Genomic DNA, 16,860 nt, shown 5'->3' with positions numbered 1-16,860 from the left:
GGCGGTTTGCGGGGGGCACGACGCGGTGCTTACTTCAGTGCGTCGAATGCGCGTTCGCGGATTTCGTCCACGCTGCCGAGGCCCGAGATCTTGCGATACTGCGGCGCCTTCAGGCCGTTTTCCTCGCCGCGCAGCGCCCAGTCGCCGTAGTACGTGATCAGCGGCTTGGTCTGTGCTTCGTATACTTCGAGACGCTTCTTGACGGTTTCTTCCTTGTCGTCGTCGCGCTGGATCAGCGGTTCGCCCGTCACGTCGTCCTTGCCCTCGACCTTCGGCGGGTTGAACTTCACGTGATACGTGCGGCCCGACGCCGGGTGCGTGCGGCGGCCGCTCATGCGCTCGATGATTTCCGAGAACGGAACGTCGATTTCGAGCACGTAGTCGATCGCGACGCCCGCTTCCTTCATCGCGTCAGCCTGCGCGATCGTGCGCGGAAAGCCGTCGAACAGGTAGCCGTTCTTGCAGTCGGCATCCTTCAGGCGCTCCTTTACGAGGCCGATGATCAGCGCGTCCGGCACGAGCTTGCCGGCGTCCATGTAACCCTTCGCCTCGACGCCGAGCGGCGAGCCGGCCTTGACGGCCGCGCGCAGCATGTCGCCCGTCGAGATTTGCGGGATGCCGAACTTTTCCTTGATGAAGTTTGCCTGGGTGCCCTTTCCCGCGCCGGGCGCGCCCAACAGGATCAAACGCATGGTGATATCTCCGGTATGTAGATTCGTGTGGCGAGACGCAAAAGCGTCGGCGACAGCACGCGCGGAGCTTGCCCGGCGCGCGGCGCACCGGTCTGACGCGGCGCGTCGGCGAAAAGCGACGCGCGGCTGCCGGGACGGGCCGTGGCGGGGTCAAGCGAGAACGCGCGGGTCGCGGACGGCTCGCACAATCGCCTGATTATGCCACGGGTTATTTTGAACCCGGCCGAAAAAGGGCCTGCACCCGTGCGAGATCGGCCGGCGTGTCGATGCCGGCTTCCGGCGCATGCTCGGTGATCAGCACTGCGATGCGCTCGCCGTGCCACATCGCACGCAGCTGTTCGAGCTGCTCCGCCTGCTCGATCGGCGCCTGCGCGAGCGACGGATAGGTGCGCAGGAAGCGCGCGCGATACGCGTAGAGGCCGATGTGGCGATACACCGGAAAAGCCGGCGCCGGCATGGCCGAGACGTCGGGCCAGTGCGGCAGGTACGCGTCGCGGCTCCACGGAATCGGCGCGCGCGAGAAATACATCGCGACGTTGCGCGCGTCCAGCGCGACTTTCACGACGTTCGGATTGAACACGTCGGCCGCGTCGTGGATCGGGTGCGCGGCGGTCGCGATCGCGCAGTCCGGATGCGCGGCAAGGTGCGACGCGACGTCGCGCACGAGCGCCGGGTCGATCAGCGGCTCGTCGCCCTGCACGTTGACGACGACGGTATCGTCGCTCCACCCGAACGTCGCGGCGACTTCCGCGAGCCGGTCGGTGCCGGACGGATGGTCGGCGCGCGTCAGCACCGCTTCGAAACCGTGCTCGCGCGCCGCGTCGAGCACGCTCTGCGCGTCGGACGCGACGAGCACTTGCTGCGCGCCCGCGTCGCGCGCGCGCTCGGCGACGCGGACGACCATCGGCTTGCCGCCGAGATCGGCGAGCGGCTTGTTCGGCAGGCGCGTCGACGCGAGCCGGGCAGGAATGACGGCGATGAAGGGCTGCGGATGAGTCATCGGGACTGGGCGGTGAGAAGAGCGGAGCCGCGGTACGGCGTTTAGCGGCCGGCCGGGCCGGCGGGATCGACCGGCGTGCCTTCGACGGTCTGGCGCGCTTCGTCGACGAGCATCACGGGGATGCCGTCGCGAATCGGGTAGGCGAGCTTGTCCGCGTTGCAGATCAGCTCCTGCGCGGCGCGGTCATAGTGGAGCGGGCCTTTGCAGATAGGGCACACAAGGATTTCAAGCAGGCGAGCGTCCACGGAGTTTCTCCACAACGAGGGCAATGAGGCGAGGATCGAGCGCGGCTTCGACGGGGACGACCCACAGCCGAGCGTCGCGCCAGGAAGCGCCCAATTTTACTGCATCCTTCTCGGTGATCAGGATCGCGTCGACCGCGTCGTCGACGAACGGATTGTCGGCGAACGCGTAATGGTCGGGCAGCGCGCGCGTCGCCGGCGCGAGGCCGGCCGCGCGCAGCGTCGCGAAGAAGCGTTCGGGGGCACCGATTCCGGCCGCGGCGAGCACGCGCTCGTGCGCGAACTGCGACAGCGGGCGGCGCAGTGCGGGCTGGTCGAGGTGCCATGCGGCGCCCGGCGTCAGCGCGAGCGCATAGGTATCGGGCCACGGTGGCAGCGCGCCGCTGTACGGATCGTTGACGAGCGTTGCGTCGCGGTGGCGCGACAGCGGCTCGCGCAGCGGCCCGGCCGGCAGCAGGAAGCCGTTGCCGCCGAGCCGGTGATCGAACACGACGAGCTCGACCGTGCGCGCGAGACGGTAGTGCTGGAGGCCGTCGTCGCTGACGATCACGTCGACGTCAGGGTGTGCGGCGCGCAGCGCCTGCGCGGCCGCGACACGGTCGGGGCACACCCACACCGGCGCGCCGGTGCGGCGCGCGATCAGCAGCGGCTCGTCGCCGGCCGCGCTCGCGCGCGACGCGGGCGTGACCGCGGCCGGTGCCTTCACGTCCGCGCCGTAGCCGCGCGAAACGACGCCCGGCGTGAAACCGGCGGCGCGCAGCGCATCGACCAGCGCGATCACGGTCGGCGTCTTGCCGGTGCCGCCGACGGTCACGTTGCCGACCACCACGACCGGCACGCCGACGTCGACGGGTTGCTTCCAGCCTCGCGCGTAGGCGGTGCGGCGCAGCGCCGCGCACAGGCCGAACACGCACGCAAATGGCGTGAGTGCCCAGGCGAGTGCGCCGCGTCGCTGCCATTCGCGCGTGAGGCGCGCTTCGAGCCGCGCGAGCGGGCCGCCGGGTGCGCTCATCGGGCCGGGCGCGGCGCGTCGGGCGCCGCGGCGTGGGACGGATTCGTCAAGACGGATTCTCCGTTGGGCGGCGCATGCCGCAAGGTCTTCGGAAGGCGGCACTCTAGCGCGCCGCACGCGGGCGCGGCAAGCGTGGCCGGGCGACGCACCCGATGGGGCCGGATCGGAGCGGCCTGTGGATAACTCTGTGAAAAACTCCCCGCCCGTTCGCGTCGAACGCCCGTCGGGCGGACATCGAATCGGTGGCGAAGTAAATTGTAATGTTTAAAAATCCATAAAAATCAATGCGTTGTGTGAAATTGTCTGGATTTTCCGGCGGTTTTCACGTGTTTTTGGCGGACGATTGCCAGCGTGTGGACACATTTCGCGAGGCGCCGCGCGCAGGGCAACGCTGGACGTCGCGCGCAGGTCGGACTATCGTGTCGCCGCCAGCATTCATCCGACCGCTCATGCTTTCCGACTCCCCTTTTTCCGCGCCCGGCGCCACGCGCGGCGGCGACGAAGTGATTCCCGTTTCGGCGCTCAACCGCGCGATTTCGACCATGCTCGAGCGCTCGTTCCCGCTGCTGTGGATTTCGGGCGAAGTGTCGAATTTCACGCGCGCCGCGAGCGGCCACTGGTATTTCTCGATCAAGGACCAGCAGGCGCAGATGCGCTGCGTGATGTTCCGCGGCCGCGCGCAGTACGCGGAATTCACGCCGCGCGAAGGCGACCGGATCGAGGTGCGTGCGGTCGTCACGATGTACGAGCCGCGCGGCGAGGTGCAGCTCAACGTCGAGGCCGTACGGCGCACCGGCCAGGGGCGCCTGTACGAGGCATTCCTGCGCCTGAAGGCGCAGCTCGAGGCCGAAGGGCTGTTCGCGCCCGAGCGCAAGCGGCCGCTGCCGGCGCACCCGCGCGCGATCGGCATCGTCACGTCGCTGCAGGCCGCCGCGCTGCGCGATGTGCTGACCACGCTCGCGCGCCGTGCGCCACACATCCCGGTGATCGTCTATCCGGCGCCGGTGCAGGGCGCCGGCTCGGCCGAGAAGCTCGTCGCCGCCGTGCAGGCCGCGAACGCGCGGCGCGAGGTCGACGTGCTGCTCGTCTGTCGCGGCGGCGGGTCGATCGAGGATCTGTGGTCGTTCAACGACGAAGCGCTCGCGCGCGCCATTGCGGCGAGCGAACTGCCGGTCGTCAGCGGCGTCGGCCACGAAACCGATTTCACGATCGCGGATTTCGCGGCCGACCTGCGCGCCCCGACGCCGACCGGCGCGGCCGAGCTCGCGAGCCCGCAGCGCGCGTTGCTGTTGCGCGAGGTCGCCGACCGGCAGCGCGCGCTGGCGCGCAGCCTGGCGCGTGGGCTCGAGCAGCGCGCGCAGCAGCTCGACTGGCTCGCGCGGCGGCTCGTCAGCCCGGCCGAACGGCTGCAGCGGCAGCGTACCCACGTCGAGCAACTGGCGGTGCGGCTCGCGTCGGCGGCGTCGCGGCCGGTGCGCGACGCGCGTGCGCGTTTCGCGCTCGCGCAATTGCGCTGGCAGCGTGCGCGGCCCGACCCGGCGCAGGCGCGCCAGGCGCTCGCCGGGCTGTCGCAACGTCTCGCGGCCGCGCTGCAGCGCCGTCACGAACGTGATACCGCGCGGGTCTCCGCCTGTGCCGCACGGCTCGAGGTGCTGAGCCCGCAGCGCACGCTCGAGCGCGGCTACGCGGCGTTGATCGACGCGCAGACCGGCCGCGCGGTGCGCGCGCCGAATGCGCTGAAGCCGCAGCGCCGCCTGACCGTGCATCTCGCCGAAGGCTCGGCCGACGTGTCGCTGGCCGACGTGCAGCCGCGGCTGACCGATTCGATCTGACACGCGCGCTGTAAGCGAAACGAAGGTCGCGCGTCCGGCGGCCCGGATCGACCGGGCGTACCGGACGCGGGAACGGATGCTGCGCATCGTCGCCTCGGGCTGCAGGATGAAGCGCCAACGCCGGTTTCGTGCATACCGCGGATAAATGCCCGTGAGTTTGCGGGGATATTCGGACTCGCCTACAATCGGACGCTCGGCAGCATTCAACACAGCCTCCCTACATACTCAACGAAGGAATCGCCATGGCTCATACGCTCCCGCCGCTCCCGTACGCTGAAGACGCACTCGCGCCGACCATCTCGAAAGAGACGATCGAGTACCACTACGGCAAGCACCATCAGGCTTATGTGACGAACCTGAACAATCTGATCCCGGGCACGGAATTCGAAAACCTGTCGCTGGAAGAGATCGTGAAGAAGTCGTCGGGCGGCATCTTCAACAACGCCGCGCAAATCTGGAACCACACGTTCTTCTGGAACAGCCTGTCGCCGAACGGCGGCGGCGCACCGTCGGGCGCGCTGGGCGACGCGATCAACGCGAAGTGGGGTTCGTATGACGCGTTCAAGGAAGCCTTCACGAAGGCCGCGGTCGGCACGTTCGGTTCGGGCTGGGCATGGCTCGTGAAGAAGGCCGACGGTTCGCTCGACATCGTGTCCACGAGCAACGCCGCCACGCCGCTGACGACGGCCGACAAGGCGCTGCTGACGATCGACGTGTGGGAACACGCGTACTACATCGACTACCGCAACGCACGTCCGAAGTTCGTCGAAGCGTTCTGGAACATCGTGAACTGGGACTTCGCAGCGAAGAACTTCGCGTAAGTCCATGCGTACCGTGCGCCGTTGCGGCGCGCGGCACCCGCAGAAAAGCCCTCGTCGCGAGGGCTTTTTTGTTTTTGTCGGTCGCGAAACGAATCGACGCGCGGCATGGGCCGGATCAGACGATCGTCGTCGACAGCCAGCCAAGCGCCGCGCTCGCGATCACGACCGCCCACGGCGGCACGCGCCAGAACACGAGCGCGACGAACGCGACGAGGGCGGCCGCGAAATCGCGCGGCGCCACGATCGTCTCGCTCCACACCGGGTGATAGAGCGCGGCGAGCAGCAGACCGACGACGGCCGCGTTCACGCCCGCGAGCGCGGCCTGCATGCGCGTGCTGCGGCGCAGGCGTTCCCAGAACGGCGCGGTGCCCGCGACGAGCAGGAACGACGGCGCGAAGATCGACACGAGCGCGATCGCGGCGCCGAGCCAGCCGTTCGGCGCGTCGCGCAGCGAGGCACCGAGAAAGGCCGAGAACGTGAAGAGCGGCCCCGGCACGGCCTGCGCGACACCGTAGCCGGCCAGGAACGCCGCATCGCCGACCCAGCCCGGTGCGACGACGGCGGCCTGCAGCAGCGGCAGCACGACGTGGCCGCCGCCGAACACCAGTGCGCCGGTGCGGAAGAACGCGTCGACCACCGCCAGCGTAGTCGAATGAAGCGCGCCGGCCGCGATCGGCAACACGACGATCAGCGCGGCGAACAGCGCGAGCCACAGCGCGCCCGCGCGGTGCGACACATGCAGCGGTAGCGGATCGTGCGCGCCGCGCTCGGGCTGCGGCAACAGCACGAGGCCGGCGGCACCTGCCGCGACGATGACGACCACCTGCAGCCACGCGGCCGGCACGAGCAGGGCGACACAGGCCGCGATCGCCATCAGCGTGACGCGGCGCGCATCCGGGCACAGCGTGCGCGCCATGCCCCACACCGCTTGCGCGATCACCGCGACCGACACGATGCGCAGCCCGTGCAGCGCACCGGCCGCGACCGGCATGCCCGTCGCGTGCACGCCGAGCGCGAACAGCATCATCAGCAGCGCCGACGGCAGCGTGAAGCCGAGCCATGCGGCGAACATCCCCGCATAACCCGCGCGTGACAGGCCGATCGCCATCCCGACCTGGCTGCTCGCCGGGCCGGGCAGGAACTGGCACAGCCCGACGAGATCCGCATAGGCGCGTTCGCTCAGCCAGCCGCGCCGGGTGACGAATGCCTCGCGGAAATAGCCGAGATGCGCGACCGGGCCGCCGAACGACGTGAGGCCGAGCCGCAGGAAGGCGACGAACACGGGCCACGCGTGGCGGGAAGGGGTGGTGACGGTCGACGTGTTCAAGCGTGTGTGCGGGGAGGGGGTGGAGAAAACGGGCGAGCCGCCACGATAGCGCAATGCCATGACGGCGGGAATATGGCGTCGCGGCGTTGAGGCGACCGTGCGGCGTCGGCGGTGCGTGGTCAGTACGAGCCGTCCGGTAGTCCGCTCGCGCGGCGCAGCGCATCGACGTCGACGAGTTCGATCTCGCCGACATGCAGTCGCACGATGCCGTCGGCCTGCAGTGCCTTCAGCAGCTGGTTGGTGGTCTGTCGCGTCAGCGACAGCATCGCCGCGAGCTTTTCCTGCGACAGCCGGATACGGGTGCGGCCGGCGCTGATCCCGCCGTAGCCTTCTGCGATCATCAGCAGCCGCACGGCGAGCCGCTGCGCGGCCGGCATCACGCTCATCGATTCGACGGTCAGGAAGCTCAGCCGGAGCTTTTGCGCCATCAGCAGCGCGAACTGCCGCCAGTATTGCGGCGTCGTGTCGAGCATCGCGAGCAGCGCGGCCTGCGGCACGTGCAGCAGCAGCGCATCGTCGAGCGCGATCGCGTCATGCGTGCGCGGCTGGCCGTCGAACAGTGCGATCTCGCCGAACCACGTGACGGGTTCGGCGACCGTCAGCAGCGCTTCCTTGCCCTGCGGATCGACCGCGCCTATGGTGAGGGAACCGGCCAGCACCGCATACAGCCCGCACGGCGGATCGCCGCGCCGGAACAGCGCGTGGCCGGCCGACAGGCGCCGCAACGCGGCGCGGGCAAGCAGGTCGTCGCGCAGCGCGGGTGGCAGCGCGGCGAACCACGGGTGCGCTTCGATCTGCGGCAGGTAGGGGGCGAGCGACGAGGGCATGGGCACGCGATGTCGGGTAGCTGACAGAGGTTCTCGGGCGTGACGCGCATCATAGCGCTCAATGATCGTTCAGGAGACACCATGAAGACGCTCGAAGACCACCTTTCCCAGTATGCGGCCTACCATCGCGACGGGCGCAACATCGCGACGCATCTGGTCGGCATTCCGATGATCGTGTTCGCGGTCGAGGTGCTGCTGTCGCGGCCGGCGCTCGGCATGCTGGCCGGCGTCGCGCTGTCGCCGGCGCTGCTGCTCGCCGTGGCGTTCGCGGGGTTCTACCTGCGACTCGACCTGCGCTTCGGGGTGGTGATGACGGCGCTGTTCGCGCTGGGCCTGTGGGCCGCGCAGACGCTCGCGCTGCTGCCGACCACGCAATGGCTCGGCATCGGCATCGGTGCGTTCGTGATCGGCTGGATCGTGCAGTTTGTCGGGCACTGGTTCGAGGGGCGCAAGCCCGCTTTCGTCGACGACCTGGTCGGCCTGATGGTCGGGCCGCTGTTCGTCGTCGCCGAAGTTGCGTTCTTCGCAGGCCTGCGCGGCGACGTGCGCCGCGAAGTCGAGCGGCGCTCGGGGCCCGTGCACGGCGGCGCGCATTCGCACGTCTGACCCGTCGGGCGCGCCGGCGCTTGGTCACGATGCACAAACGGCGCCGTGGCGGCCGGTGTGGCGCGGTAGCGGCGCTGCAGGCCAGGCTTCGCGCCGCGCACCCCACCACGGGCGATGCGCAACGGCTAAGATGCGGGGTGCGTCACACGACGTGACGCGTACGCGGAGCAATCGCCATGGTAGATCGCCCGACTCTCGATGCCTACGAAACCCATGCCGCGCAGTACGCGCAGGACTGGCTCGACCAGGCGCCCCCCGACGACATGTATGCGCTGCTCGAGCAGCATTTCTCGCCGGGCCCGACGGCCGACGTCGGCTGCGGCGCCGGGCGCGACACCGCGTGGCTCGCGTCGCAGGGATTCGACGTGCGCGGCTATGACGCGAGCGCCGCGTTGCTCGCCGAGGCGCGTTTGCACCACCCGTCGCTGAGGTTCGAACTGGCCGCGCTGCCGGCGCTTGCCGGCGTGCCGTCTGGCGCGTTTCGCAACGTACTGTGCGAGACGGTCGTCATGCACCTCGAGCAGGCGGATGCGGCCGCCGCGGCCGCGCGGCTGGCAGCATTGCTGATGCCCGGCGGCACGCTGTACCTGAGCTGGCGGGTGGCGGGCAACGGCGCGTTGCGCGACGAGCGCGGTCGCTTGTACACGCCGCTCGATTCGGCGCGCATGCATGCGGCACTCGGCGCCGGCATGCACGTGCTCGACGAGCACGAGGTGGTCAGCGCGTCGTCCGGCAAGCGCGTGCACCGGCTGATCGTGCGCCGTGCCGATGCCGTCGATGGCGCCGCGTGAGCGCGGCGCGCGCATTCAGTCGCGGTTGAGCGCCGCTTCCCAGTTGATGTCGACGCACAGCACCTGCATGCCGCTCGCGGCCGACGCGGCGACCGATGCGGTCACGCACAGGTGCGCCTCGTTGATCGACAGGTACGGCGCCGTCAGATGCACGCGGCCCGGCGCGCGCATCGCCTGGATGAAGTAGGGGCGGCGTTCCCAGCTCGCGCCTTCCGAATGCAGCAGCGGCCGGAAGCGCTTCGCCCGCTGCGATACGCTGCCGCGCGCGAGCACGTTGTCGCCGATCTGGCGGCCCGACGCATCGAGCAGGAAGCAGCGCGCGGTTTCCGGCAACCCGAGCACGGCGCCGGCCGCGTCGATCAGCGGCTCGCCCGCGGCGAGCTTCTGGCTCGCCTCTTCCAGCGCGGCCACATAGGGTGCAAGGCGTTCGGCCTGGGTGCGCTCGCGCTGCGCGACGCGCAGCCGCAACGCGGCCGACAGCGTATCCATGCAGCCGGCGGCACCCTGCGGTTGTACGGGATCGACGCTGGGCCCCGCGAAGTACTGCCCTTGCACGAAATCGACATCGCATTCGAGCGCGATCAGCGCGTCGCGCTCGGTCGCGAGCCCGCCCATCAGCACGAGCTGGCCGGATTCGTGCAGCAGCGACACGAGCCCCGGCAGCACGCGTTCGAGATGCGAGTGTTCGCTCGCCTGTGCGAGGATCCCGCGGTCGAGCGTGACGATATCGGGATGCAGGTGCCACACGCGGTCGATGTTCGAATGCTTCGCGCCGAAGCCGCCGAGCGCGATCAGGAAGCCGGCCTTGCGCAGCCCGTCGACGATCGCCGCGTAGCGCGGCGTCTCGCCGCCCGCCTGTTCGGGCACCTCGAGCACCACGCGATGCGGCGGCAGGCCGAGCGCCTTCAGGTTCGCGAGCAGGGCGTCGCCGTAGATGGTGTCCATCAGCGCGGCCGGGTGCAGGCTCAGGAAGAGCCATTCGTCGTGGCTGTCGAACGCGTGGAAGTTGCCGAGATGCAGCGATTCGGCAAGCCGGCCGAGCTCGAGCAGGTCGCCGCGCCGCGCCGCCTGCGTGAACACCTCGTGCGACGCGACCTGGCGGCTTTCCTCGTCGTGCGCGCGCAGCGACGCGTGATAGCCGATCGCGCGGCGGTGCGACACCGAGAAAACGGGCTGGAACACGCTGAACACGGTGTACGCGCCGTACAGCACGGTGCGTCGCTTCCCGTCGTCGCCGGCGACGGGGCGGGGCGGCTGAAAGCCGGGTGGATCGATATCGATCATGCTCATGATGTCGGCCGATGGAAGACTGCCAGTTTACCTACAGAATAGGCGAGCAAGAAGCATGCACGGCATCGGGCCCCGTGCGGCGGGCCGTCGCGGCTGCCGGCTGCCGTGCAGGGAAGCGCTGCCGCACCGACATGGTGCGCCGCGCGCCGCCGTGGCGATCGCACCGGCGCGTATCGCGTGCGTGACGTGCCTGACGTGCTTACGCCCGTTCGGACGGATCGGTCTTGTGCTGCGCGCGGGCGCGGATCTCGGGCGCGAGCTGCGCGAAGATCCACGCGGACGCGGCCGTGATGATCCCGACGCAGACGAAGGTCGCATGGAACGCGGGCAGCGTGTTGCTCGGCGTTACCGTGCGCAGCATCCCGGTGAACGTGGCCAGCAGGGCGCCCGCGACCGTGACGCCGAGGCTCATCGACAGCATCTGCACGAGCGAGAACAGGCTGTTGCCGCTGCTCGCGCCGCCGGTGCCGAGATCCTTCAGCGTCAGCGTGTTCATCGCGGTGAACTGCATCGAGTTGAAGCCGCCGAACAGCGCGAGGTGGACGACCTTCACCCACACGGGCACGCTGTCGCGCATCAGCGCGAAGCTCGCCATCATCACGCCGACCATGATCGTGTTCGCGAGCAGCACCTTGCGGTAGCCGTGCTGCGTGATCAGGTGCGTGATGAGCCGCTTCGAGAACATCCCGGCCGCCGCGACCGGCAGCATCATCAGCCCGGCCTCGAATGCCGAATAGCCGAGGCTCACCTGCAGCAGCAGCGGGATCAGGTACGGCATCGCGCCGCTGCCGATCCGTGCGAACAGGTTGCCGAGCAGGCCGACGCTGAACGTATGGATCTTGAACAGCTCGAGAGAGAAGATCGGCTGCGGCGCGCGCACGGCGTACAGCCCGTACGCGACGAAGCATGCGAGGCTCAGGATCAGCAGCACGAGCACGGCCGCGTGCTGCATCCCGAGATCGGCGAGGCCGTCGAGCGACAGCGAGATCGCGACCATCGCGGTCGTCAGCAGCAGATAGCCTTTCAGGTCGAAGCGGCCGACGGCCGGGTTGCGCGAATCGGGCATCGAATAGAAGGTCGCGATGCAGCCGGCGACGCCGACCGGCACGTTGATCAGGAAGATCCAGTGCCACGACGCGATCTTCACGAGCCAGCCGCCGAGTGTCGGCCCGATCAGCGGGCCGATCAGCCCCGGGATCGCGACGAACGACAGCGCGGGCAGGTAGCGTTCGGCGGGGAACGTGCGCAGCACCGCGAGCCGCCCGACCGGCAGCAGCATCGCACCGCCGACGCCCTGCACGACGCGGAACACCACGAGCTGCTGCAGCGTATGCGCGTTCGCGCACAGCAGCGAGCCGAGCGAGAACACCAGGATCGCGCTGAAGAACACGCGCCGCGTACCGAAGGTGTCCGCGAGCCAGCCCGAGACGGGAATCATCACCGCCATCGTCAGCGAGTACGCGATCACGACCGACTGCATCCGCAGCGGCGATTCGCCGAGGCTCGCGGCCATCGACGGCAGCGCCGTGTTGACGATCGTCGAATCGAGTGTCTGCATGAAGAAGCCCGTCGCAACGAGCCAGAGCATCACGGTGAGGTTCTTTTCGCCGGGAGCGGCGGCGGGCGGGCGTTGGAACATGGGGACGGACCGGTGGCGCGGGACAGCCGCCATTGTAGGCAATGCCGCCTCCCGGTGCAGGATCGGGCCGGGCGCGCCGGCCGTCCGGACACGGGGGAGGGCGGACGCCCGTCCGCCGGCGGACCGGTACAGTTCAGCCGAAAGTGTCTGCAGGCGTATCTGTCCACGTGTCGGTGCTGTCCGAAATACTGGTGCCATCGAATCCAGGCGACCGGGAGGCGGCCATGCGCGAACTGCGACTCTACGAGATGGACGGCAACGAACCGGCCACGCGGTGGCGGATCGTCGATCGCACCGCGCTGCAGGTGGCGGACGGCGACCTGTGGGTGACCGTCGAGGGCCGGCCCGACGATCATTGGCTGCACGCCGGCGAATCGCTGGCGCTGTTGCCCGGCATGCGCGTATGGATCAGCGCGGCGGCGGGCGGCGCGGTGTTCGCGTTCGGCCCGCAGGCGGCGCCGGCCGTGCAGGCCGCGCCGATCGCGTGGCGCCGGCTCGCCGCATGGCGCGGCGGCCGGGCTCAGGCCGCCGCGTCGCTGCCGACGTAGCGTGCGCGGGGCCGGACCAATTTGCCGTCCGCACCTTGTTCGAGCGCGTGCGCGATCCAGCCCGCGGTGCGGCCGGCGGCGAACATCGTGATCCGCGATTCAAGCACTGGCACGCCCCAGTCGAGCGAGCGTTCGGCGACGCCGCCCGTGCGCTTGGCATTGGCGCGGCGGCGCGCAAGCAGCCGCACCTCGTTAGCGTCGTAGCGGCGACGCTTGCTCGCCCCATCGGGCAGCGAGCGCAGCAGGCCGCGGCTCACGTGCGCATAAAGGGTGCTCACGCTGACACCGAGGATGCCGACGGCTTCCGGCGCGCTGAGGGATGCCATGCCGATCGCTCCGGTCGGGACGCATGAAGCGCGGCCCCGCTACAACTATTCGTTATGCATTGATTCGCGCGATCAAGATTGATCGCGCCCGCCGCGAATTCTAGACTCGATTTCGTCTCCTCAACGGCTTGCTTCCACCATGACACCCGAACTTGCATTGACCCGGTTGTGGCAACTCGCGCACGGCGAGCCCAGCGCGCTGGCCCGCGTTGCCGTGACGGGGCAGGACCCGACGCTGCCGTCGACGTTTCATGTCGGCACGCTGGCCGCGGCGACGATCGCGGCAGCCGGCCTCGCGGCGGCGGAGTGTCACCGGCTGCGCACGGGCGTCGCGCAGCGGGTCGACGTGTCGATGCGCGACGCGCTCGTCGCGTTCCGCAGCGAACGCTACCTGCGCGTGGACGACGGCTCGCCGCCCGAGCCGCGCCATCCAGTGACGGGTTTCTACGCCACGCGCGACGGCCGCTGGATCCAGCTGCATGCGAACTTTCCGCATCATCTGCACGGGATTCTCGACGTGCTCGGCTGCGACCCGCAGCGCGGCGACGTTGCCGCAGCGATCCGCACGTGGGAGGGCGCGGCACTCGATACCGCACTGGCCGAGGCCGGCCTGTGCGCGGCATTGATCAGAACCCCTGAAGAATGGGCCGCGCACGCGCAGGCACGCGCGCTCGCGTCGCTGCCGCTGTTCGAGATCGAACGGATCGGCGCCGCGCCCGTCGAGGCGATCGGCCGCGGCGAGCCGGACCAGCCGCTCGCGGGCGTGCGCGTGCTCGATCTGACGCGCATCATCGCAGGGCCGGTCGCGGGCCGCACGCTGGCGTCGCATGGTGCGCAGACGCTGCTCGTCAACGGCCCGCACCTGCCGAACATCGCGTCGCTCGTGATCGACAACGGACGCGGCAAGCGCTCGGCGTGGATCGACCTGCGCGAAGCGGCGGGCGTCGCCATGCTGCGCGGCCTGGCACGCGATGCCGACGTATTCCTGCAGGCCTATCGCCCAGGCGCGCTCGCGGCGCGCGGATTCTCGCCGCAGGCGCTCGCCGAAGTGCGGCCGGGGATCGTCTGCGTGTCGGTGTCCGCGTACGGGCACGCGGGGCCCTGGTCGATGCGGCGCGGCTTCGACAGCCTCGTGCAGTCGGCGAGCGGCATCGCCTGGCACGAGCAGCGCGCCGCGCAGGCGGACGGCCCGCGTCATCTGCCGTGCCAGGCGCTCGACCATGCGACGGGTTATCTCGCGGCGTTCGGCGCGATGATCGCGCTCGCGCGCCGTGCGACGGAAGGGGGGAGCTGGCACGTGCGGCTGTCGCTCGCGCAGACGGGGCGCTGGCTGCAATCGTTCGGCGTGGTACCGGACGGCCTGCATGCGCAGGATTGGGCGTTCGACGACGTGCGCGACCGGCTTGATCGCATGGCGTCGCCGTTCGGCACGCTCGACGCCGTGCGTCCGGCGGAACGCCTGTCGGCGACGCCGCCTCGCTTCACGCGGCCGCCCGTGCCGCTCGGCACCGACGTGGCGCGCTGGCTGTGAACGCCGGCGGCGCAGCCGGGGTTACTTGCGCAGCTCGACCACGAAATCGTAGTAGTCGTTGCGACAGTAGGTATCGGTGAGTTCGATCGCGCGCTGGTCGGCCGTATAACCGATCCGCGTGATCAGCAGCAGCGCGTCGTGCGGTGCGATGCCCATCTGCCGCGCGATCTCGTCGGTCGCGTTGACCGCGCGGAAGTGCTGCAGCGCGCGCACGATCGGGGTGCCGCGTGCTTCGAGATAGCTGTACAGCGAGCCGCCGATCGCCTGCGGATCGGGAATCAGCGTGGCGGGGAACGTGGAGTTCTCGACGGCCATCACGATGCCGTCGGCGAGGCGCAGACGTTTCAGCCGCGTAACGGAAGCGGCCGGCGACAGGCCGAGCTGGATCACTTCGTCGCGGTTCGCCGGCTGGATCTCGCGCTCGAGCCATTGCGAGCTCGGCTTGAAGCCGCGGCGCTCGAGCATCTCGCTGAAGCTCGACAGCCGCGACAGCGGATCCTCGTAGCGCGGCTGGATGAAGTTGCCGGCGCCCTGCGTGCGGCGGATCAGGCCTTGCTCGACCAGCAGCGCGATCGCCTTGCGCGCGGTGATGCGCGATACGCCGAGCGCTTCGGACAGCACGCGTTCGGACGGCAGTGCCTCGCCGGCCGTCCAGCGATTGTCGTGAATCGCGTCGCCGAGCTTGCGCGCGAGCTGCAGGTAGAGCGGCGTGTCGTTGTCGGGGTCGGGGCGCAGGTCCTGCCAGCGGTCGTCCGTGGGTGCCTTCATGGAATAGGTATCGATCAGGTTGCCGGCCATTCTAAGTCAACATGCGGCGCCGTTATAGCCGGTTTTTGCCGTGCAATAGGCGGTCAGGGTGCCGATTGACTACACTGGCCCATGCTTTGGCCGCGGTGCGCGGCCACCTATCCGCAGCGAGGAGCGCATGACAGACACGATCGCCACGGTCGTCCTGCCGGACGGCGAGACAATTCCGAAGCTTGGCCTCGGAACCTGGGAAATGGGGGAGCGGCCTGCGCGGCGCGCGGCCGAGATCGCCGCATTGCGCGAGGGCATCGCGCTCGGGATGACGCTGGTCGATACCGCCGAGATGTACGGTGAAGGCGCGACCGAGGAACTGGTCGGTGAAGCGTTGACCGGCGTGCGCGACGACGTGTTCCTCGTCAGCAAGGTGTACCCGCATCATGCGAGCCGGCGCGGCGTCGTCGCCGCGTGCGATGCGAGCCTCAAGCGCTTGCGTACCGACCATCTCGACCTGTACCTGCTGCACTGGCGCGGCTCGGTGCCGCTCGAGGAGAGGGTCGAGGGGTTCGAGGCGCTGCGGCGCGCGGGCAAGATCCGCCACTGGGGCGTCAGCAATTTCGATACGGCCGACATGGCCGAGCTCGTCGAAGAGGCGGGCGGCGGGGCGTGCGCGACCAACCAGATTCTCTACAATATCGCGCGTCGCGGCCCGGAATTCGACCTGCTGCCGTGGCTGGCCGATCGCCGGATGCCGGCGATGGCCTATAGCCCGGTCGATCACGGGCGATTGCCGAAGCGCTCGCCGCTCGATGAAATCGCACGGCAGCGCGGCGTGTCGGTCACGCGGGTCGCACTTGCATGGGTGCTTGCGCAGCCGCACGTATTCGCGATTCCGAAGGCATCGCGGATCGAACACGTGCGCGACAATCGCGCGGCGCTCGAACTCGTGCTGAGCGATGACGAGCGCGCGCAACTCGACGGCTATTTCCGTCCGCCGCGCAGCAAGCGCGCGCTCGAAATGCTCTGACAGCACCGTATCAGGTGACGCGGCGGTCAGTGGCCATGGCCACCGGCCGATCCGCCATTGCCATTGCCGACACCGTTGGCGCCGCCGTTGCCGGCGCCGCCACTCCCGTTGCCATTACCATTGCCACCGCCATTGCCGTGGCCACCGTTGCCGCCGTTACCACCGGTATTGCCGCCGCCGTTGCCGGTACCGTTGGCACCGCCATTGCCGGAACCGCCGCTGCCATTGCCATTCCCGTTGCCGCCGCCGTTACCATGACCGCCGTTACCGCCGCCGTTGCCACCGCCGTTACCGTGACCACCGTTGCCGCCACCGCTGCCGCCGCCGTTGCCACCGCCGTTGCCACCGCCGTTACCGTGACCGCCGTTGCCGTTGCCGTTGCCGTTGCCGTTGCCGCCGCCGTTGCCGCCGCCGTTGCCGCCGCCGTTGCCGCCGCCGTTACCGCCGCCGTTGCCGCCGCCGTTACCGCCGCCGTTACCGTGACCGCCGTTGCCGCCGCCATTACCACCGCCGTCACCGCCGTGGCCACCGTGACCACCCGAAGTACCGCCACCCGAAGTACCGCCACCCGAAGTACCGCCACCCGAAGTACCGCCACCCGAAGT

General features: G+C 69.6%; 17 protein-coding genes and 1 pseudogene. 7 read left to right on the top strand and 11 right to left on the bottom strand.

The window, feature by feature from the left end:
- Nucleotides 1-29: 29 nt before the first annotated feature.
- The 4 genes from adk to lpxK all read right to left on the bottom strand — a co-directional run bounded on the left by adk (nt 30) and on the right by lpxK (nt 2,946).
- Entirely contained in the window at nt 30-692 is a 663-nt protein-coding gene (gene adk, locus ACTJKF_RS05550; protein WP_440622558.1) for an adenylate kinase, read from the bottom strand.
- Between the two features lie 208 nt (nt 693-900).
- Nucleotides 901-1,692: a 3-deoxy-manno-octulosonate cytidylyltransferase gene (gene kdsB / locus ACTJKF_RS05545; RefSeq protein WP_440622557.1), complete on the bottom strand. Its 792-nt coding sequence runs from the start codon at nt 1,690-1,692 to the stop codon at nt 901-903.
- 41 nt (nt 1,693-1,733) lie between these two features.
- The gene (locus tag ACTJKF_RS05540) at nt 1,734-1,937 is read right to left on the bottom strand and encodes a Trm112 family protein (RefSeq protein ID WP_076476155.1); all 204 of its coding nucleotides are present in this window, start codon (nt 1,935-1,937) and stop codon (nt 1,734-1,736) included.
- Entirely contained in the window at nt 1,918-2,946 is a 1,029-nt protein-coding gene (gene lpxK / locus ACTJKF_RS05535; protein ID WP_440622556.1) for a tetraacyldisaccharide 4'-kinase, read from the bottom strand. The genes ACTJKF_RS05540 and lpxK overlap by 20 nt, the downstream gene beginning before the upstream one ends.
- A gap of 449 nt (nt 2,947-3,395) precedes the next feature.
- Between lpxK and xseA the strand changes: the two genes are divergently transcribed.
- Complete coding sequence (gene xseA, locus ACTJKF_RS05530) at nt 3,396-4,778, top strand: exodeoxyribonuclease VII large subunit (protein ID WP_440622555.1); 1,383 nt, start codon at nt 3,396-3,398, stop codon at nt 4,776-4,778.
- Between the two features lie 242 nt (nt 4,779-5,020).
- Nucleotides 5,021-5,599: a superoxide dismutase [Fe] gene (gene sodB, locus ACTJKF_RS05525; RefSeq protein WP_006762833.1), complete on the top strand. Its 579-nt coding sequence runs from the start codon at nt 5,021-5,023 to the stop codon at nt 5,597-5,599.
- Nucleotides 5,600-5,714: 115 nt separating this feature from the next.
- Here the strand turns inward: sodB and chrA are convergent, their stop codons facing one another.
- Both chrA and ACTJKF_RS05515 read right to left on the bottom strand, forming a co-directional pair.
- Nucleotides 5,715-6,926 (bottom strand): chromate efflux transporter, encoded by a 1,212-nt coding sequence (chrA, locus tag ACTJKF_RS05520; protein ID WP_440622554.1) that lies wholly within the window; start codon nt 6,924-6,926, stop codon nt 5,715-5,717.
- Between the two features lie 119 nt (nt 6,927-7,045).
- On the bottom strand, nt 7,046-7,753 hold the full coding sequence (locus ACTJKF_RS05515; RefSeq protein ID WP_440622553.1) for a Crp/Fnr family transcriptional regulator: 708 nt from the start codon (nt 7,751-7,753) through the stop codon (nt 7,046-7,048).
- Between the two features lie 81 nt (nt 7,754-7,834).
- On the opposite strand from ACTJKF_RS05515, the gene ACTJKF_RS05510 reads away from it, so the two are divergent.
- Nucleotides 7,835-8,359, top strand: a complete 525-nt coding sequence (locus ACTJKF_RS05510) for an Mpo1 family 2-hydroxy fatty acid dioxygenase (RefSeq protein WP_440622552.1) — start codon at nt 7,835-7,837, stop codon at nt 8,357-8,359.
- Nucleotides 8,360-8,535: 176 nt separating this feature from the next.
- The gene (locus ACTJKF_RS05505) at nt 8,536-9,150 is read left to right on the top strand and encodes a class I SAM-dependent methyltransferase (RefSeq protein ID WP_440622551.1); all 615 of its coding nucleotides are present in this window, start codon (nt 8,536-8,538) and stop codon (nt 9,148-9,150) included.
- A 15-nt stretch (nt 9,151-9,165) separates the two neighbouring features.
- Here ACTJKF_RS05505 and ACTJKF_RS05500 read toward each other — a convergent pair whose 3' ends face one another.
- Both ACTJKF_RS05500 and mdtD read right to left on the bottom strand, forming a co-directional pair.
- Nucleotides 9,166-10,440 carry an EAL domain-containing protein gene (locus ACTJKF_RS05500; protein WP_440622550.1) on the bottom strand — a complete coding sequence of 425 codons (1,275 nt, stop codon included), beginning with the start codon at nt 10,438-10,440 and terminating at the stop codon, nt 9,166-9,168.
- Nucleotides 10,441-10,639: 199 nt separating this feature from the next.
- Complete coding sequence (mdtD, locus tag ACTJKF_RS05495) at nt 10,640-12,079, bottom strand: multidrug transporter subunit MdtD (RefSeq protein ID WP_440622549.1); 1,440 nt, start codon at nt 12,077-12,079, stop codon at nt 10,640-10,642.
- A gap of 224 nt (nt 12,080-12,303) precedes the next feature.
- Between mdtD and ACTJKF_RS05490 the strand changes: the two genes are divergently transcribed.
- Nucleotides 12,304-12,627, top strand: a complete 324-nt coding sequence (locus tag ACTJKF_RS05490; protein WP_440622548.1) for a DUF2917 domain-containing protein — start codon at nt 12,304-12,306, stop codon at nt 12,625-12,627.
- Here ACTJKF_RS05490 and ACTJKF_RS05485 read toward each other — a convergent pair.
- Nucleotides 12,606-12,953 (bottom strand): annotated as a pseudogene (locus tag ACTJKF_RS05485) (citrate/2-methylcitrate synthase); the annotation flags it as partial. The gene ACTJKF_RS05490 and the pseudogene ACTJKF_RS05485 overlap by 22 nt on opposite strands.
- 139 nt (nt 12,954-13,092) lie before the next feature.
- Here ACTJKF_RS05485 and ACTJKF_RS05480 point away from each other — a divergent pair.
- Entirely contained in the window at nt 13,093-14,484 is a 1,392-nt protein-coding gene (locus ACTJKF_RS05480; protein ID WP_440622547.1) for a CoA transferase, read from the top strand.
- A 21-nt stretch (nt 14,485-14,505) separates the two neighbouring features.
- Here ACTJKF_RS05480 and ACTJKF_RS05475 read toward each other — a convergent pair whose 3' ends face one another.
- Nucleotides 14,506-15,252: a GntR family transcriptional regulator gene (locus ACTJKF_RS05475; protein WP_440622545.1), complete on the bottom strand. Its 747-nt coding sequence runs from the start codon at nt 15,250-15,252 to the stop codon at nt 14,506-14,508.
- A gap of 157 nt (nt 15,253-15,409) precedes the next feature.
- Between ACTJKF_RS05475 and ACTJKF_RS05470 the strand changes: the two genes are divergently transcribed.
- On the top strand, nt 15,410-16,255 hold the full coding sequence (locus tag ACTJKF_RS05470; RefSeq protein ID WP_440622544.1) for an aldo/keto reductase: 846 nt from the start codon (nt 15,410-15,412) through the stop codon (nt 16,253-16,255).
- Between the two features lie 26 nt (nt 16,256-16,281).
- Here the strand turns inward: ACTJKF_RS05470 and ACTJKF_RS05465 are convergent.
- Nucleotides 16,282-16,860 (bottom strand): hypothetical protein (locus ACTJKF_RS05465; protein WP_440622543.1); only part of this gene is annotated, 579 nt, incomplete at its 5' end.

The sequence above is a fragment of the Burkholderia sp. 22313 genome, assembly GCF_052045245.1.
Taxonomy (GTDB): Bacteria; Pseudomonadota; Gammaproteobacteria; order Burkholderiales; family Burkholderiaceae; genus Burkholderia.
The sequence above is the reverse complement of the archived record's forward strand: the minus strand, read 5'-3'. Positions and strand labels throughout refer to the sequence as shown.

What these genes read in the sequence shown, in the direction of transcription:
- xseA (WP_440622555.1), top strand. Translation starts at nt 3,396, where the DNA reads ATGCTTTCCGACTCCCCTTTTTCCGCGCCCGGCGCCACGCGCGGCGGC.
- ACTJKF_RS05490 (WP_440622548.1), top strand. Translation starts at nt 12,304, where the DNA reads ATGCGCGAACTGCGACTCTACGAGATGGACGGCAACGAACCGGCCACG.
- kdsB (WP_440622557.1), bottom strand. Translation starts at nt 1,692, where the DNA reads ATGACTCATCCGCAGCCCTTCATCGCCGTCATTCCTGCCCGGCTCGCG.
- ACTJKF_RS05500 (WP_440622550.1), bottom strand. Translation starts at nt 10,440, where the DNA reads ATGAGCATGATCGATATCGATCCACCCGGCTTTCAGCCGCCCCGCCCC.
- ACTJKF_RS05480 (WP_440622547.1), top strand. Translation starts at nt 13,093, where the DNA reads ATGACACCCGAACTTGCATTGACCCGGTTGTGGCAACTCGCGCACGGC.
- lpxK (WP_440622556.1), bottom strand. Translation starts at nt 2,946, where the DNA reads ATGAGCGCACCCGGCGGCCCGCTCGCGCGGCTCGAAGCGCGCCTCACG.
- sodB (WP_006762833.1), top strand. Translation starts at nt 5,021, where the DNA reads ATGGCTCATACGCTCCCGCCGCTCCCGTACGCTGAAGACGCACTCGCG.
- mdtD (WP_440622549.1), bottom strand. Translation starts at nt 12,079, where the DNA reads ATGTTCCAACGCCCGCCCGCCGCCGCTCCCGGCGAAAAGAACCTCACC.
- adk (WP_440622558.1), bottom strand. Translation starts at nt 692, where the DNA reads ATGCGTTTGATCCTGTTGGGCGCGCCCGGCGCGGGAAAGGGCACCCAG.
- ACTJKF_RS05470 (WP_440622544.1), top strand. Translation starts at nt 15,410, where the DNA reads ATGACAGACACGATCGCCACGGTCGTCCTGCCGGACGGCGAGACAATT.
- ACTJKF_RS05515 (WP_440622553.1), bottom strand. Translation starts at nt 7,753, where the DNA reads ATGCCCTCGTCGCTCGCCCCCTACCTGCCGCAGATCGAAGCGCACCCG.
- ACTJKF_RS05475 (WP_440622545.1), bottom strand. Translation starts at nt 15,252, where the DNA reads ATGAAGGCACCCACGGACGACCGCTGGCAGGACCTGCGCCCCGACCCC.
- ACTJKF_RS05505 (WP_440622551.1), top strand. Translation starts at nt 8,536, where the DNA reads ATGGTAGATCGCCCGACTCTCGATGCCTACGAAACCCATGCCGCGCAG.
- ACTJKF_RS05510 (WP_440622552.1), top strand. Translation starts at nt 7,835, where the DNA reads ATGAAGACGCTCGAAGACCACCTTTCCCAGTATGCGGCCTACCATCGC.